13 protein-coding genes are annotated in these 17,136 nt (G+C 64.5%); all 13 read right to left on the bottom strand.

What is annotated here, in order from left to right:
* Positions 1-12: 12 nt before the first annotated feature.
* The 13 genes from lepB to CS006_RS04310 all read right to left on the bottom strand — a co-directional run bounded on the left by lepB (position 13) and on the right by CS006_RS04310 (position 16,961).
* Positions 13-711, bottom strand: a complete 699-nt coding sequence (lepB, locus tag CS006_RS04370) for a signal peptidase I (RefSeq protein ID WP_100510582.1) — start codon at positions 709-711, stop codon at positions 13-15.
* A 127-nt stretch (positions 712-838) separates the two neighbouring features.
* Positions 839-1,210 carry a 50S ribosomal protein L19 gene (rplS, locus tag CS006_RS04365; protein WP_100510581.1) on the bottom strand — a complete coding sequence of 124 codons (372 nt, stop codon included), beginning with the start codon at positions 1,208-1,210 and terminating at the stop codon, positions 839-841.
* Positions 1,211-1,927: 717 nt separating this feature from the next.
* A complete protein-coding gene (locus CS006_RS04360; RefSeq protein ID WP_100510580.1) occupies positions 1,928-3,517 on the bottom strand; it encodes an NAD(P)/FAD-dependent oxidoreductase in 1,590 nt (529 codons plus the stop codon).
* Positions 3,518-3,839: 322 nt separating this feature from the next.
* Positions 3,840-4,151, bottom strand: a complete 312-nt coding sequence (locus CS006_RS04355) for a DUF2469 domain-containing protein (protein ID WP_100510579.1) — start codon at positions 4,149-4,151, stop codon at positions 3,840-3,842.
* On the bottom strand, positions 4,148-5,155 hold the full coding sequence (locus CS006_RS04350; RefSeq protein WP_100510578.1) for a GNAT family N-acetyltransferase: 1,008 nt from the start codon (positions 5,153-5,155) through the stop codon (positions 4,148-4,150). Before CS006_RS04350 ends, CS006_RS04355 begins: the two co-directional genes overlap by 4 nt.
* A gap of 144 nt (positions 5,156-5,299) precedes the next feature.
* The gene (gene gatB / locus CS006_RS04345) at positions 5,300-6,799 is read right to left on the bottom strand and encodes an Asp-tRNA(Asn)/Glu-tRNA(Gln) amidotransferase subunit GatB (RefSeq protein ID WP_100510577.1); all 1,500 of its coding nucleotides are present in this window, start codon (positions 6,797-6,799) and stop codon (positions 5,300-5,302) included.
* A gap of 29 nt (positions 6,800-6,828) precedes the next feature.
* Entirely contained in the window at positions 6,829-8,364 is a 1,536-nt protein-coding gene (gatA, locus tag CS006_RS04340; RefSeq protein ID WP_100510576.1) for an Asp-tRNA(Asn)/Glu-tRNA(Gln) amidotransferase subunit GatA, read from the bottom strand.
* A gap of 19 nt (positions 8,365-8,383) precedes the next feature.
* On the bottom strand, positions 8,384-8,674 hold the full coding sequence (gene gatC, locus CS006_RS04335) for an Asp-tRNA(Asn)/Glu-tRNA(Gln) amidotransferase subunit GatC (protein ID WP_100510890.1): 291 nt from the start codon (positions 8,672-8,674) through the stop codon (positions 8,384-8,386).
* Positions 8,675-8,925: 251 nt separating this feature from the next.
* Positions 8,926-9,798: a hypothetical protein gene (locus CS006_RS04330; protein WP_100510575.1), complete on the bottom strand. Its 873-nt coding sequence runs from the start codon at positions 9,796-9,798 to the stop codon at positions 8,926-8,928.
* Positions 9,799-10,259: 461 nt separating this feature from the next.
* A complete protein-coding gene (locus CS006_RS04325; RefSeq protein ID WP_100510574.1) occupies positions 10,260-11,369 on the bottom strand; it encodes an ATP-binding cassette domain-containing protein in 1,110 nt (369 codons plus the stop codon).
* Between the two features lie 684 nt (positions 11,370-12,053).
* Positions 12,054-12,860: a TrmH family RNA methyltransferase gene (locus tag CS006_RS04320; RefSeq protein WP_100510573.1), complete on the bottom strand. Its 807-nt coding sequence runs from the start codon at positions 12,858-12,860 to the stop codon at positions 12,054-12,056.
* Positions 12,857-13,540 carry an orotate phosphoribosyltransferase gene (locus CS006_RS04315; RefSeq protein ID WP_100510572.1) on the bottom strand — a complete coding sequence of 228 codons (684 nt, stop codon included), beginning with the start codon at positions 13,538-13,540 and terminating at the stop codon, positions 12,857-12,859. Before CS006_RS04315 ends, CS006_RS04320 begins: the two co-directional genes overlap by 4 nt.
* Positions 13,541-13,571: 31 nt before the next feature.
* The gene (locus CS006_RS04310) at positions 13,572-16,961 is read right to left on the bottom strand and encodes a SpaA isopeptide-forming pilin-related protein (protein ID WP_133119529.1); all 3,390 of its coding nucleotides are present in this window, start codon (positions 16,959-16,961) and stop codon (positions 13,572-13,574) included.
* Between the last annotated feature and the right edge of the window lie 175 nt (positions 16,962-17,136).

Here is a 17,136-nt window from a genome sequence, read left to right as displayed (position 1 = left end):
TTATCGCCGACGTTATTTCCCGCCGGAAACGCCCGATACGCCGTCGAACACGGCGTCGGGTCTGCCGAGTCCCGACCAGTGGCCGACCGGCCAGTATATGGCCGCCGCCACGCCCTCGACGTCGGAGATCGGGACCAGACCGTTGTCGCCGTCCTCCTGGTGCACGCGGGAGTCGGCGGAGTTCGAACGGTTGTCGCCCATCACGAACACATGCCCCTCGGTCACCTTCACGCTGAACGCGAAGTCGCTGGGGTTGACGCCCGGACGAATGAACGAGGAATCGTCGATGGCCTTGCCGTTGATGGTGATCGGCTGGCCGGGGCCCTTGCATGCCACGGTGTCGCCGGGCAGGCCGATCAGACGTTTGATGAGGAACTGGCTTTTCGCGCTCGGACCGAGCCAGTTCGCCGGATCCTTGAAGACAATGATGTCGCCGCGATGCAGTTCGAAGAACCGCGGCGCCAGACGGGATGTGACGACCTTGTCGCCGACCTGCAGCGTGTCGCGCATCGATTCGGAGGGGATCTCGTATACGCCGATGACGAACATGCGCAGGAACAGCACGATGACCAGCGGAATGCCGGCCCAGACGAGCAGGTCGCGCAGGGTCATGCGGTCGGGCTGCCGCCCGTCGGGGTCTGCGGTCCCGGAGGCTCCGGCCACGACGCCGGATGCGATGCGATCGTTGCCGTCCGTCTGGTGTTCAGTCATACGATGCGCTCCCCTGCTTGCCACTGCTTGAGATGTACGCGAATACTATACGCGGAAGCCCGGAATCCACGATGCGGAATTCCGGGCTTCCATGCCACCCACGTGTTGCGTGGGATGCGTGAAGGACTCAGTCGGCCTTCTGGCTGTTGTCGCGACGCTCGACGATACGAGCGGCCTTGCCGCGCAGGTTGCGCAGGTAGTACAGCTTGGCGCGACGCACCTTGCCCTTGCGGACGAGTTCGATGGAATCGATCACCGGGGAGTGCAGCGGGAAGCGACGCTCCACGCCCACGCCGAAGCTGATCTTACGAACGACGAACGTCTCGCGCACGCCGCCGCCCTGACGGGCGATCACCACGCCGGTGAAGGCCTGGATACGGGAGTTGTTGCCTTCCTTGATGTTGACGTTCACCTTGACGGTGTCGCCGGGACGGAAGGCCGGGATCTCCTCGGCGGGCTTCAGGTGCTTGGCGTCGAACGCTTCGATTGCATTCACCATAATGCTTGTTCCTCCATTGCCGCCGCATATCAGCGCAAGTCGGGGAAGACGACGGGCGTGATGCGCGCGATGTCTTCCAAAATTCGGTATCCCCTCGGGTCTGCCTTCGGGGAGCGTGCCGATCCGATCGATGATGGTCTGGACCTGTTGAGACGCGCATCTATGCGGCAATACGCGACTCGGCACAACTCTTCAAGTATACGCGGGAGGTGGACCAGTGCCCCGGTGTGCATCGCCCCTACCGTCGGTTATAACGCATGCGTTATAACCGACTTTAACGGTCTCTTAGCGGCGGGTCTTGCGCACTCGTGCGTTATAACCGACTCTGAGGCGTCGTTGGCGGCGGGTTTGACGCATACGTGCGTTATAACCGACGCTAGGAGGGCTCCAGAGGCGGTTTTGTCGCATACATACGAAAAACCCGCCGCGAACCATGGTTCCGCAGCGGGTTTCACATCACACGCCGAGCACCGAGGTAAGGGGCTTGACGCTCTCCGTCACCTAATCTCTCGGAAAAGGGATGAACGCCGTGTGTCAACGGCCGTCCGAAGGCGAAGGCGTACAAAGGTACGTCGAGACCTGAGGAAAGGACGCTGACACTCCGTTATTTACTTTTCTGCAAGAGGAATAATCGACGTGTGCGGCAAGCCCCGTCCGAGGCCGAAGGCGTATATCAATACGTCGAGCGCCGAGGAAAGGGGCTTGACGCTCCGTCGATTATTTCTCTTCGTGGTAGGACTTTTCGGTGTTGACAGACCACACGTTCTTCTTGCTGGTCCTGCCGGTCTTGATGTTGTTGACGGCTTCGATGGCGGTGGCCATGGAGTGGTCCTGGTTGTTGTAGCGGTGCTGGCCGTTGCGTCCGACGCAGTAGAGGTTGCCGAAGCCGTCGAGGTATTCGACGAGCTCGTCGATGTGCTGCCAGGTGTCGAAGTAGGCGGGGTAGGCCTTGGGAACGCGTTCGCGGTGGGCGTCGAGGACATCCTGCGGACCGTTGATGACGCGCATGCGGGTGAGTTCCTTGATGGCGAAGTCGCGGGCCTCGTCGTCGGTCATGTTCCAGAAGGCGTCGCCTTCCTCGCAGAAGTATTCGAGGCCGATCCAGACGGTGTCGTCGACGTTCTTGACGAGGTAGGGGCTCCAGTTGTTGAAGACCTGGATGCGGCCGACCTTGTAGCCGGGGTCCTGCACGTAGATCCAGCAGTCGGGGACGATGGGCGGGTTGCCGAGGGTGGGGATGTCGGTGGTGTTGCGGATGCGCAGCTTCTTGCACAGCAGGCCGACGGTGACGAAGTCGCGGTAGGGCAGGCCGGTGGCGATGGCGGTCATGTCCTTGGGGGCGGGCTTGTCGGAGGCGTCGACGGCGGTGATGAGGTCCTTGATGGGCATGGACGAGATGAACTCGTCGGCCTTGATCTCGGTGCGGTTGCCGTGCGAGTCCTCGTACACGACGGCGGCGATGCGGCCGGCGTCCTGGCGCACCTCGACGACCTTGGCATCGGTGATGACGTTGGCGCCGTGCTCGACGCAGTTCTCCTCGACGGTCTCCCACAGCTGGCCGGGGCCGAGCTTCGGGTACCAGAACTCCTCGATGAGGGAGGTCTCGACCTCCTTGTTGGAGCGCTTCTTGGGCAGCAGCTTGGAGAACGCGTTCTTGAGGACGCCGAGGATGCTCAGGCCCTTGACGCGCTGGGCGCCCCAGTCGGCGGAGATCTCGGAGGGGTGGCGGCCCCACAGCTTCTCCGTGTAGCCTTCGAAGAACATGGAGTAGAGCTTGCGGCCGAAACGGTTGATGTAGAAGTTCTCGAGGTTGGTTTCGGGAAGCTTGTGGAAGATGGACTTGAGGTAGCTGAAGCCGGCCACCATGGTGAGCTTGAAGCCCATGGCCTTGAGGGTGTTCGGGGTCAGCGAGATCGGGTAGTCGAAGAAGCGGTGGTTCCAGAAGATGCGGGAGACGCGATGGCGCTTGAGCATCACGTGGTCGGTCTTCTCGGGGTCGGGGCCGCCGGGTTCGAGGTCGTGGTGGCGTCCGAGCTTCTTGTCGTCGTAGGAGGGGGCGCCCTGCAGTGGCAGCGTCTCCTTCCACCAGTCCATGATGCGGTCGTCCTTGGAGAAGAAGCGATGACCGCCGATGTCCATACGGTTGCCGTTGTACTTGACGGTGCGCGAGATGCCACCGAATTCGCGGGTCGCCTCGAGCACGGTGACGTCGTAGTTCTCGGCGCCGCCGTCCTTCACCAGCTCCCATGCTGCGGTCAGGCCTGCGGGGCCGCCGCCGATGATAACGACCGACTTCTTTTCTGCCACGTCGTACTCCTCACAATGCAGATTGAACGAACATGCATAACGATGCATGGATGACGCAAACTAAATCGTGACCACTCTAGTACAGACCGTGGGAGCAAAGCGCACAGAGACGATGTGCATACACATTCTTTTCGCAGAATTCAGCGTCGCGTAGGGTGAGATGCCGCCTGTCTTCCGCTCGGTGGTCCCGTCTCCGAGGAGGCTGTCATGCGACGGCATGATCGACGGCGGCAACTCCCCTCAGTCGTCCTACGGCCGACAGCTCCCCTCATACTTGAGGGGAGCCAAAACCCCCGCCGTCATTCCGCACAACCCGGCGATGTCAGATGTTGTCGGGGATGTCGATGTCGGTCTTCTGGACCTCCTCGACGTTCACGTCCTTGAACGTGACGATGCGGACGTTGGTGACGAATCGGCTGGGACGATACACATCCCACACCCATGCGTCGGTCAGCTGCACGTCGAAGTAGACGTCCTGCCCGGCGGAACGCACGTTGAAGTCGACCTTGTTCGCCAGGTAGAAGCGCCGTTCCGTCTCGACGACGTAGGTGAACAGTTTGATGACGTCGCGATATTCTTTGTACAGCGCCAGTTCCGCATCGGTCTCGTAGTTGTCGAGATCCTCAGCGCTCATTCGTTTCCTCCTCGGGAGCGGTTGCCGAGGCTGCGCCACCACGCCCGCTTCGAGCGCTTGGCGTCCTCCTCGTTGCCGTTGTTGGAATTCGGCCAGTAATTGTATTCCTGCTGGCCACGGGTCTTGCCGGCCGGTTTGGCCTGACCGGAGTCGCCGCCGTTGATCAGGTCGGCGAGGTCGGATTCCAGTCGGTCGTTCTCGGCGTCGTTCCCCCTGCGTTTGACCTCGAGGGCCAGCGAATGCTCGCGCAGGGCCAGTGCCTCGCGCACGCCGGGATTGTCCTCGATCAGATGCATGCCGAATGCGTCGAGCGAACGGATCGGATCGTATTCGTCGACGAGCGTGCCGAGCACGATCTGGTCCTGGTACCGCTGGTTGGCGTCGTCCCACAGCGCATGGCGCGACGTGCCCTCCTTCATGAAGCCCAGCGACTGGTACACGGAAAGCGAACGCGTGTTCTTCTCGGGCACGGCCACCCAGATGCGGTGCAGGCCGAGTCCGGCGGGCTCGGGGGCGAAGCCGTACGTCATGACGCGCGGCATGGCGTCTCGCGAGTAGCCGCGGCCACGGTAATCGCGGCCGAGCATGACCTGGATGCGGGCGGACTTCGCCCAGCTGTCGATGTCGATGAGGAAGATCATGCCGATGACCTTGGTGCGGTCGTCATCGTCGGGGTTGGAGTCGGCGAGCACCGACCATGCGATGGTGCGGCGGGATTCGGGATCGCCCACGCCGGACTCCTCCGGAGACAGACCACGGCCCCATGCGACCGAACGGCCCACCCATGTATGGACCAGCGCGCGTTCGGACTGCGCATCCTTGCCGGTGATGGTGGAAGCATTGTAGAAGGCCTGCAGCTCGTCCATCAGCGGAAGGTCCTCAAGGGTGGCGGGACGCAGATGCACCATTTCGCCCTTGATCTCCGGAATGACGAGACTGCTCGGCAGCGTACGCGTTTCGTCTTGCGTCCGCTCCTCCACGCTGTTCACTTCATCTGCTGACATGGGTCACTTTCTATCGATCGGCTGTCTGTCGTACTGCTGTCGTCTGTCTACTATGACAGATTCCCCGCGTATAGGATACACGGGGAATCTGGTTCATGGTAGCGAGGCGCGCTGATTTCCCAGCGGATTCTCAGGATTGTGAGATCAGGACTTCACCTTGCTCATGACGATCTTGGTGACGGCCTTGGCATCGGCCTGACCGCGGGTCGCCTTCATCACGGCGCCGATGATCACACCCATCGGCTTCATGTTGCCGCTCTTGAGCTTTTCGGCCACGTCGGGGTTCGCGGCGAGCGCGTCGTCGACGGCCTTCTCGATGGCGCCGGTGTCCTCGACCACCTGGTAGCCGTGCTTCTTGACGACCTCGGCCGGGGTGCCCTCACCGGCGAGCACGCCGGCGACGGTCTGCTTGGCGAGCTTGTCGTTGAGCTTGCCGGCGGCGATGAGCTTCTCGACCTCGGCCACGTCGGCCGGGGTGATCGGCAGCTCCTCGAGGCTGACCTCCTTGGCGTTGGCGGCGCGGGAGATCTCGCCCAGCCACCACTTGCGGGCACCGGCGGCCTTGGCGCCGGCCTTCACCGTCTCCTCGATGAGGTCGAGGGCGTCGGCGTTGATGATGTCGCGCATCTGCAGGTCGGTCAGACCCCATTCGGCCTTGAGACGGTTGCGGCGCTCGCGCGGCATCTCCGGCATCTGGGCCTTCATCTCCTCGATGTGCTCCTTGGTGATGTGCAGCATCACCAGGTCGGGGTCGGGGAAGTAGCGGTAGTCGTCGGCGTCGGTCTTGACGCGGCCGCCGGCGGTGGTCTGCGTGGACTCGTCCCAGTGACGGGTCTCCTGCAGGATCTCCTTGCCTTCGTCGAGGCGGGCGGCCTGACGACGGATCTCGTACGTGATGGTCTTCTCGATGCCGCGGAACGAGTTCACGTTCTTGGTCTCGGAACGGGTGCCGTACGGGTCGGACGGGCTGGGGCGCAGCGAGACGTTGACGTCGGCGCGCATGTTGCCCTGCTCCATGCGGGCGTGGCTGATGTTCAGGGCACGCACGATGTCGCGCAGAGTGCGCATGTAGGCACCGGCGATCTCGGCGGCGCGGTCGCCCACGCCTTCGATCGGCTTGGTCACGATCTCGATGAGCGGCACGCCGGCGCGGTTGTAGTCCACGAGGGAGTGGTCGGCGCCCTCGATGCGGCCGTCGGCGCCACCGATGTGGGTGTTCTTGCCGGCGTCGTCCTCGATGTGGGCGCGCTCGATCGGCACGCGGAAGATGCTGCCGTCGTCGAGCTCGACGTCGAGGTAGCCGTTGCCGTTGGTCGGCTTGTCGTACTGGGAGATCTGGTAGTCGCGCGGCATGTCCGGGTAGAAGTAGTTCTTGCGGGCGAACTGGCTCCACTCGGCGATCTCGCAGTGCAGGGCGAGGCCCAGCTTGATGGCGTAGTCCACGGCGGTCTTGTTGATGACCGGCAGGCTGCCCGGCAGGCCGAGGCTCACCGGGGTGAGCTGGGTGTTCGGCTCGCCGCCGAACTCCACGTGCGCGGGGCAGAACAGCTTGGTGTTCGTGCTGAGCTCCACGTGGGTTTCGAGGCCGATGACGGGGTCGTACTTCTTGACGGCCTCGGAGAATTTCATGAGTTTATCTGCCATTGTCTGCTCCTAATACGTCCTGTACGCTCTCAGGCCTCATCCAGCCACGGGGTCTTGAGGCTGTTCCACACCGGGCCGCCCCACTTGCCTTCCAGGGCGGCTTCGAGGGCCGCGGCGGGCTTGTACATCTTCTCGTCCTGCATCTGCGGGGCGAAGAACTGGAAGCCGACGGGCAGGCCTTCCTCGCTCAGGCCGGCGGGGATGCTCATGGCCGGGACGCCGCCCATGTTGGCGGGGATGGTGGCCACGTCGCCGAGGTACATGGTGATCGGGTCGGCGGTCTTCTCGCCGAACTTGAACGCGGTGGTCGGGGCCGTCGGGGAGACGAGCACGTCCACCTGCTCGAAGGCCTTGGCGAAGTCCTCGATGATGAGCGTGCGCACCTTCTGGGCGCTGCCGTACCAGGCGTCGTAGTAGCCGGCGGACAGGGCGTAGGTGCCGAGGATGATGCGGCGCTTGACCTCGTCGCCGAAGCCGGCCTCACGGGTGTAGGCCATCATGTTGGCGGCGGTCTGCGGCACGCCGGCCGGCGGCATGACGCGCAGGCCGTAGCGCATGCCGTCGTAGCGGGCGAGGTTGGACGACACCTCGGACGGCATGATGATGTAGTAGGCGCCAAGGGCGGCCGGGAAGTGCGGGCAGGAGATCTCCACGACCTCGGCGCCCATGTCCTCGAGCAGCTTGACGGACTCGTTGAAGCGGGCCTCGACGTCGGGCTGGAAGCCTTCGCCGCCGAGCTCCTTGATGAGGCCGACCTTCACGCCCTTGAGGTCCATCTTCAGGCCTTCGCGGGCGGCCGCCACGACCGGCGGCACCTCGCGCGGGATGGAGGTGGAGTCGCGCTTGTCGTGGCCGCCGATGACCTCGTGCAGCAGCGCGGCGTCGAGCACGGTGCGGGAGACCGGGCCGATCTGGTCGAGCGAGGAGGCCATGGCAATGGCGCCGAAACGGCTCACACCGCCGTAGGTGGGCTTCACGCCGACGGTGCCGGTGAAGGCGCCGGGCTGGCGGATGGAGCCGCCGGTGTCGGTGCCGAGGGCGATCGGGGCCTCGAACGCGCCGACCGCGGAGGCGGAGCCGCCGCCGGAGCCGCCGGGCACATGCTCGGTGTTCCACGGGTTCTTGGTGGTCTTGTAGGCGGAATGCTCGGTGGAGGAGCCCTGGGCGAACTCGTCGAGGTTGGTCTTGCCGAGGATCGGCATGCCGGCGGCCTTGATCTTGGAGATCACGGTGGCGTCGTACGGCGGCACCCAGCCCTCGAGGATCTTCGAGGCGGCGGTGGTCTCGATGCCCTTGGTGACGATCATGTCCTTGATGGCGATCGGCACGCCGGCCAGCTCCGGCAGACCCTCGGTCTCGCCGGCGGCGTTCTTCTTGTCGAAGGCGTCGGCCTCGGCGAGCGCGGTTTCGGCGGACACCTTGAGGAAGGCGTCGATGCTCGGCTCGGCCTTCTCGATGACGTCCAGATGCGCCTCGGTCAGCTCGCGGCTGGAGACTTCCTTGTTCCTGATCTTCGCGGCCATCTCGGCGGCGGAGAGCTTCACCAGTTCGGTTGCGTCAGTCATTGGTGCACATTCCCCCTGATTATTCCTGGATACGCGGGGCGACGAACATGCCGGCCTCGGTCTTCGGGCCGCCGGCGAGCGCCTCGGCCTGGGTGAGCGGCGTCTCGGCCACGTCCGGACGCAGGTAGGCTTCCAGCGGAACCGGGTTGGCGGTCGGCTTGACGTCGTCGCCGGCGACCTTCTGCACTTCGTTGATGGAGTCTGCGATGACGTTCAGTTCGCCCTGGAGTCGGGTGATCTCTTCGTCAGTCAGGGCGATTCGGGCCAAATCGCCCAAATGCTCGATCTGTTCACGTGTGAATGTAGGCATAGTGCCCACTATAAAGCGCAAGTGTGACGAGCGGGAGTGCCTTTGCGGTCCTTTTCGTCGCATTATCACAACGAATTGGGAACGGAGCGATGTGAGCGGTTCCGGTTCGTTGAACGGCCATAACCAACAGGAGCCCAAGGAGCGGCACGGTTCCCATCCGTCAATATGCAATGCAACGAACGGGAACGCAACATCGCGCACGGTTCCCGTTCGTTGTCGGAACGCGGTCCGGCAGGCAGCCGGCGACGCCGCTACCGGATATCCGCGCGCTTGGCCGCCAGCGTGCCTGCGGCCTCGAGCACGATCCACCAGCCGACGAGGATCATGAGGCTCTGCCACCAGTTCGGCATGAAGTAGTCCACGTTCCCCGTGCCGGCGGCCAGCGTCGTCTCGACGCCGCCGCGCACGAATGTGCCGATGGCGGCGGACGGCAGGAACGCGCCAACGGTGTTCAGCCACTCATACCGGCTGGCCGCCAACGAAATGATGCCCAATATGCTCGGCGCAATCATCAGCAGTCCCACCAGCGCGAAGATGCCTCCCGGCGTCGCACGGCATATCGCGCCGATGCCGAGCGCCATCTTCGCGACCAACGTCGCGGCAAGCGCGGCGCCGAGCAGCGATATCCACGGCAGCCTCCACTGGTCGCCGGAAAGCGGCGTCACGTCCCATCCGTTCGACATGAACGACACCAATCCCCACGAGATCAGCAGTCCGATGAGCGCGGCCACGAACGACAGCACGCCCACGACGAATGATTTGGCCTCGATGATGTCCTCGCGACGGGGGTTGGCGACGAACGTGGCCTGAATCGATTTCGTCGAATATTCGGATGTGACGGCCATGACGCCGAAGATGCCGACGACGAGCGCCACGGTGGACGTCATGCCCGAGACCGATGCCCACAGATCGGCGGCGGCAACGGGACTGGGCGTCGCAAGCTGCTTGCCGGTCTCGTCGAAGCCCGACATGAGATGCGTGGTCCAGGCGGTGAGCGCGGCGCCGAGGGGGAAGAACACGACGGTCATGGCCAATAGCCAGTATGTGGAACGCAGGTTCAGAGTCTTGACGAATTCGGCGCGGATGGCGCCCCATATGCTCGCACGCCCATTGGGGACCTTCATCTTTCGAGGGGCGCGACGGCGACGGCTACGCGAGCTGGATGACGGGTCGGGCGGAGTCGGCGGGGTCAACGGTGCCGGCGGAGTCACTGACGAGGCGGATGCCACCGGTACGGCAGACGGCTGCGCCACGGCCTGCGGCGGCAAATCCGGTTGTACTGGTGTCTTTTGCCGGTATGGTTCCGGCCGCTCCTGTGCAAACGGATCGAACGCCATCGTCGCCTCGGAAGATGGTGTTGCCTCAGATGCCGGTGTCGGCTCGGCGGAAGGCGTCTGCTGCCGTTGCATCATCTGCCAGGCCGACGTCTGCGTCGTCTGCATGGAAATCAGTGGCTGCGCCGGCGATGCCGGCCTCGGTACCCGATGCTTGTCATCGGCCGCCTGATCGGCCTTCGGCTTCGTCGCCGGGTTCACCACCGGTGTCGTCCGCCCGGCGCTGTGACGTCCCCGTCGTCGTGCTGCACTCATCGTCGCGTCCCCCTTCGCTGCGCCCTTCTTCCTGTTCGATTCCGTATGCCCGACCGGCCATCGTCGGCCTGGCCATCGCCCGGTTGGACATCCGACAGGCCGCTGCCCGGTTGCCGACCTCCGCTCGGCTGCCGCACATCAGACTGCCGTCCTGGTTCGCCGCCCTCCCCCATCGGCGGTTTCGCACGGTATTCGGCCGAGGCGTGCGTCAGCTCCATGTAGGCGTCCTCCAATGAGGTCTGTTCCTGCGAGAACCGGTACATCACCACCTGGTTGTGGGCGAGTATCTGCGCGACCGGCTGCATGGGCACGCCGTCGACCATCACCGCATAGCCTTCCGCGGGATCGCCCGACTCGCGGGGAACATCCTGTACGCGGGCGCCGCCCAGTCCGGCGAGTGCCTCATGCACGCGGCGCGGATCTGGCGTCACGATGCGGATGCCATGCGAGGAGTGTTCATCGACGAATCTCGCCACGCTCACCTGCCGCAGGATCCTCCCCTGCCCGATGATGACGAGGTCGTCGGCGGTGAGCGCGACCTCGCTCATGAGATGCGAGCTGAGCAGCACGGCCCGTCCCTGCGCCGCATAGTATCGGCACAGCTCTCGCACCCATTTGACGCCTTCGGGGTCAAGTCCGTTGACAGGCTCGTCGAGCACGAGATTATGCGGGTCGCCGAGCAGCGCGGCGGCGATGGAGAGCCGCTGGCTCATGCCGAGCGAGAACGTTCCGGTGCGGCGGTTTTTCACGCTGGCGATGCCGGTCACGTCGATGACCTCGTCGACGCGTGATTTCGGTATGCCATTGGTCAGGGCGAGCGAGCGCAGATGCGCGTAGGCGGTCATGCCCTTGTGCGCGGAACGGGCGTCGAGCACGGCACCGACCGAGCGCATGGGCGAGCTGAGACGGGAGAACGGGCGGCCGTCGATGAGGGCTTCGCCGGAGTCGGGGCGGATAAGGCCGAGCAGGGCTTTCATCGTCGTGGATTTGCCGGCGCCGTTGGGGCCGAGAAAGCCGGTCACTCTGCCATTGAGCGCTTTGAACGAGACCTGGTCAACGGCCTTCTTTGTACCGAATGACTTGACGAGCCTCTCTATCTCTATCATGCTTCGACATTATCCGAACCGCTCTACACCCGCAATCGTCCACGGGGATGATTTCACGGGTTTTCAATGGCCGATGCTGGGGTGATGACGGGGTGATGACGGGCTTGTGGGTCCGGTGATTCACCCATACAGGTTTGTGGGCCCGGCCGTACGGATTTGTGGGCTCAACCATACGGTTTGGCGGGATTTGTGGGTCCAATGGTTCGTCATAACGGCAAAGTGGGTCTGACAGTTCAGCAGGAACCGATTTTCAGCCTCTCCACGTATGCAATAGACCCACAAACCCGTATTTGAACGAATTGACCCACGGTTAATGAATATCCCAAACCCACAAACCTCGGTCCAGACCCTGACCAGACCCGTCAGACCCACAAACTCAACGCGACAGAGCCACAACATCAATCCAGAGCCGGCGGACCCACAAAACCACATGGCAACCACATGGCATAAGACAGATGTTTAACGCATGTATACGAAAAAGCCGCCACGGAACCGCCCACAGCGGCGGTTATAACGGACCTATGAACAAAAACCGACGCTCAGACGCGGCCAGCGTCGGTTATAACGCACGCGTGCGGGAAAACCGACGCTCAGTGTCCTCATGCGGCGGGTTTTGCGCACGATTGCGTTATAACCGCCACTGAGCAGACCTAAGCGGCGGGTTTGTCGCATAGTACGGCCACGTCACGCGATTTCGGCGTGCTGAGCGATCCACGCATGCATGGAGACGGCGGCGGCCGCGCCCGCGTTGATGGACCGCACCGAGCCGAACTGCGAGATGTACACCACGTCGTCGGCGAGTTCCAGCGCCTTCTCGCTCAGTCCCGGTCCTTCGGCGCCGAACAGCAGCAGGCAGCGCCTGGGGAAACGGTACGTTTCCATGGGCACCGCGCCGGGCAGGATGTCCATGGCGATGACCTTCGCGCCGCGCAGTTCGTCGACCTCGGCCTGATGGCGTGCCGTGACGGCGAAATCATTACGTCGGGCCGCCGCTGCGGCGGCGTCCTCGGCGGAGGCGATCTCGGCGGCGATGCGACGATGCCAGTCGGCCACGAGATCGGCCACGGTGGGATGATGCACGATGTGCTGGTACAGCTCGGTCATGAGCGCACCCTTGCGATTCCATTTGTGCGGGCCGACGATGTGCACGCGGGCCGCGGCGAACGCGTTGGCCGTGCGCACCATCGAACCGATGTTGAAATCGTGCGTCCAGTTCTCGATGGCCACCTCGAACGGATGGCGTCCCCGCCGGTCGAGGTCGGCCTTGATGGCCGAGACCTTCCAATAGCGGTATTTGTCGAGCACGTTGCGACGGTCGCCGTTGTCGAGCAGACCACGGTCGTAGCGGGCGTCGAAGTTGGCGGGGTCGCCGAAGTCGTCGGGACGCGGACGGTCAGGATGCGTCTCGGCCCACGGCCCTACGCCCACTTCGCGGAAGGCCGGCTCGTCGGAGGCCAGGGCGGCCTTGGTGATCGGATTCGGCTCTCTCACGACTGGCCCTGACCTCGCAGCTCGGATTCCTTGAACACCTCGATGAACGGCAGTTCGTGGGCCTCGCCGTCGGCCGGATTGACGACCTTGACGACCGGCTCGGTCATGTCGACGCCGCCGATAAGCGACGCCACGGCGAGGATCTCGGCGCCCTCGTTCTTCACGACGCCGAAATCGAGGCTCAGTTCGTTGCCGTTGCGCAGGGTGACGAGCGACGACGTCTGCACGTAGGATTTCTCGCTCAGCCACGAGTCGAGCAGGATCACGCGCTTGCCTTTGATGCTCGGCCCCTTGATGCTCGGATAGACGAAATCCATGACGAATGCGTCAAGGTCCTGGCCGCGGGAGGCCGCGGCATGCACCATGGCGCAGGCGAGCGGCACGGCGGCGGCGGTGAGCGCGCCGACGGCGTCGAAGTCGTCGAGACCGTAGCCCTGCTCCTCGATGACGTCGAGCAGTGTGTGGCCGATGAGCGTGGCGCCCTGATGGTCGAAGGCCACGGCGGAGAGTTCGCTGAACGGCTTGTCGGCGACCTCCTTCACCAGCATGCGGCGCAGCAGGTCCTTGGCGTCGAAGAAATCGTCGGCAAGACCGCCGTCCGACGTGGCGGCGTCGTCGCGCACGTCGGACGGTCCGGTCTTGCGGAATCCCTCGGTTTTGGCATCGTTCTGAAGAGTCATGACATCACTGTACCGCCAGCCATTGAAGGGTCTATGCCAGGCCCTTGCGCTTGCGATATTCGTTGACGGCGGCCAACGCCAGCGCGGCCGCGGCCGTGAACAGACCGCCGAAGACGAGCCAGCCGCGTCCGTCCATGCCGCCGGTGAACGGCAGCATGGCGACCTTCTTCGCCTCGTTGGGCACCTTGTTGTCGTCCAGCTGCCTGCCGCCGGTCTCAAGACTCACGACGTGTTCGGTGGCATCGCGCTCGATGACGAACGTGTAGGTGTCGTCGCCGACGTTGTAGCCGTTCGGCGCCTGCGTCTCGACGAGTGTGTAGTAGCCGGGCTTGAGCCGCTGCACGGTGATCACGCCGGCGGCGGTGTTCGTGTCGTTGGTGCCGGAGCACGACGTGTTGGGGAAGCAGTCGGTCACGGCCAGCGTCTCCTTCAGCATGGAGTGCGAGGCGTCCGAGTAGCGCTTCAGCTCCCACTTGGAGGCCGATGCGGTGATGAGCGCACCGGTGTCCTTGTCGGTCTTGCGCCAGGTGACGGCGGCCGGCGTGTTTGCGATGACGTTGGACGCCTTGCCCCAGTCGGTGGAGACGGCCCCGTCGGAGACCTTCACTTCGAACTCGTGCACCTTCTCGCTGTCGCCGGGCTGCCAGAAGCCTTCCGGCGCCTGCGTCTCCACAAGCCGATACGTGCCGGCGGCGCCGATGCCCTCGACGGTGAACCAGCCGGCGCGCGAATCCTTGTCCGCGCCGGTGCATGCGGTGTCGACGCAGTCGGTGATGTCGGCCTTGCCGTCGGCACCGGTCAGATTGGTGACGGCGGTCCAGGTGCCGTCGTCGGTCTTGCGCTCGATCCTCCAGACGGAGCCGTCGATGGGGTTGGCGCCGTCGGTCTTCTCCCACGAGACCTTGCCGTTCGTGCGGTTGCCGATGAGCGCGTGCCCGTCCCTCGCCTTGGCGTACAGGCCCTTGTCGGCGTCGGGTCCGGATTCGAGGGTGATTTCGGTGTCCTTGGGCAGTTTGCCGGCTTCGGCGGCATACACCTTCATGGCGTACACGTTGCTCGACTTCTCATACCCCGGGGGCGCGGTCTCCTCGGTCAGCTTGTAGTCGCCGGCGGCGAGGTTGTCGACCTCCACGACGCCGGGCTCGGGGTTGTTGTCGCGGCCCGTGGCGCCGTTCGTGGTCTTGTCGGTCACGTACATCGTCCACGTCTTCTCGCCGTTGACGACGCTTGACGTCCAGCACTGGTAGGGATCGGGCTTCGCCACCTGGCAGTCGGCGGGGCGCAGGTCGCCGTCCTGGTACGGCGTCGAATCGGTCGAACGCGAAGCGGTGTCGAGGCTCGTCTGGGTGACGGTCAGCTTCCATACGGCACCGGCCAGCGGATTGTCGGCCGAGGGCTTGCCGTCGCCGCCCACGGCGGTCTTCTCCCATGTGGCGTTCGACGGGCTGGCGAAGATCACCACGCCGTTCGAGCCGAATGCGCCGCCGGAGAGTCGTGCGCCGTTGCCGGACATCGACAGCTGGGCGGAGCCCTTGGCCTCGTCGCGCGTCGCCTGGCGTTCGGCGTCGGTGGCGCCGTTGACCTGCGCCTTGAGGGCCACGCCGGTGGTGAAGTTCGTGTTGCCGTCGCCGGTCGGCACGGTCATGGTGCTGGCGGCGCCGTTCGCCGCATGCACGGTGCCGGGCACATACAGGTTGAGCGTGGTGGGGGTCGTCACCTTTTCGGTCGGATAGGCGGGATCGGCCTTGGCCTGCAGCGCGATGGCTCCGTGGCCGTACCAGCCGCCGGAATCCGGCAGCCAGGAGTCGAAGTAGCCGCTTGATTCCATGAGCGGGGTACCGTCCCGGTACCAGGTGACGGCGGGGTTCGAACGGTCGGTGAACCAGGTGTCGAGCAGATGGAACGAGTTCGACGTGAACTTGTTCGGATCGCCGTACCACTTGTGGTAGGGGTTCATGATCGCCAGGTCGTCGCCGGCGGTCACCGTGTTGCCGTCGGCCGCCGTATTGGCGGTGTTGCCGTCGAGCGTGGTGTTCACGTCGTTGTCGAAGAGGGCGATGTTGCCGCCCTGCGAGGCGGTGGCGTTGCCGGAGGGGCAGAACCACAGGCCGCCGCCGAAATGACCGGCGGCGTTGTCGAAGGCCACGGCCTTGCCGACGTAGGTGGTCGAGTCCTCTTCGGTGTAGACGGCGCCGCCGAGGTATCCGGAGACGTTGTTCGTGTACGAGCCGCCGGTGAGCCACGCCATCGAGGAGTCGCCGTTGAGGAAGATGGCGCCGCCCGCGCCGCCGCGCTGGATGTCGGTCCAGGTGCCGTCGGCCGCACGCTCGGGCTTGGCGACGGACGTGTAGTTGTTGACGAACTTCGGCTTGGTGCCGTCCGTCGCGTTCTTGACCCAGAGCTTGCCGGAGGCCCAGATGGCGCCGCCGCCGGCGCGCCAGCTCCATGACTTCGCATAGTTGCCGTCGAATGTCACGTTGCCTTGCACCAGCAGGCTGCCGGTGGAGTGGATGGCGCCGCCGCCGAGGTTGGACTGATGGCACTGTTCCACGGTGGCGTCGGTGGAGCAGTCGTCGGCCGGGCTCTGGCCGTTGCCGGTGAAGGTGCCGCCGGTCACGCTCACCGTGCCGGAGCTGGAGATCACGCCGCCGGAGACGGCCGACGTGTTGTTGCGGAAGGTGCCGCCGGTCACGTTCACCGTGCCGTCGTTCATGATCACGGCGCCTCGTTCCTTGGTGCCGATGCTCTGGTACGTGCCACCGGCGATGGTGAGCGAGCCGCCGGGATACACGTAGATGACGGAGCCCTTGCGGCCTCCGGACCGCGTGCCGTCGAGACCGGCGCCGTCGTCGGCCTTGAGCGTGATCTTGGCGCCGTTGTTGACGTACAGTACGTGGTTCTGGTCGAGGGGTGTGGATTCGGTGTCGGTCGTATCGGTCGGCACCTCGATCGATGCCGCCAGCGTGACCGTCGTCGCCGAGCCGTCCGTGGCGGCGCCGTCCACACAGGATTTCAGCACGTCCCAAGTGCGCACGGCGGCGCAGTCGCCGGCGGCCTTCGGCGCGGCGACCTTGGCTGCGGCCTTCTTCTGCGAATCCTTCTTCTGTGTCTTTGGGGTGGCGCCCTGCGCGGTCGGATTCTGCGACGAAGGAGCCGACGTCGCGCCGTCGTTCGACGCCGACGACGACTGCGACGGCGAGGCGGCGACGGTGGATTCGGTTTCGGCGCCGGCCGTTTCCACAGCGCCGGCGGCGGGTATGCCCACGGCGAGCATGGCCGCCGCGGCCGCCATGGCGGCGATGGCGTGCGCCCCTCGTCTGCGGCCCGTTGCCGCGGAGTCGCCGAGCGTATTCATGATTCGCGAGATTGCACTACGGCCGGAAATCCCCCATTTCCCCCGCAGACCGTCTTTGCTGTCCATCTCGCTCACTGTTGGTTCCCATCTTCATCTGCACTATTTGGCCCTATATATGATACCCCCTATGTGAACACTCTCATTTCAACATCCCCTATTGCCCCCATATGCCCCCTATAAATATGCGGTGCCGATACGGACCGAAACGACAAAAAGGCCTCCCGCCCGTGAGATACGGGTG

The organism is Bifidobacterium primatium (genome assembly GCF_002802875.1).
In the GTDB taxonomy this organism is placed as follows: domain Bacteria; phylum Actinomycetota; class Actinomycetes; order Actinomycetales; family Bifidobacteriaceae; genus Galliscardovia; species Galliscardovia primatium.
This window is presented reverse-complemented; position numbering and strand designations above follow the sequence as displayed.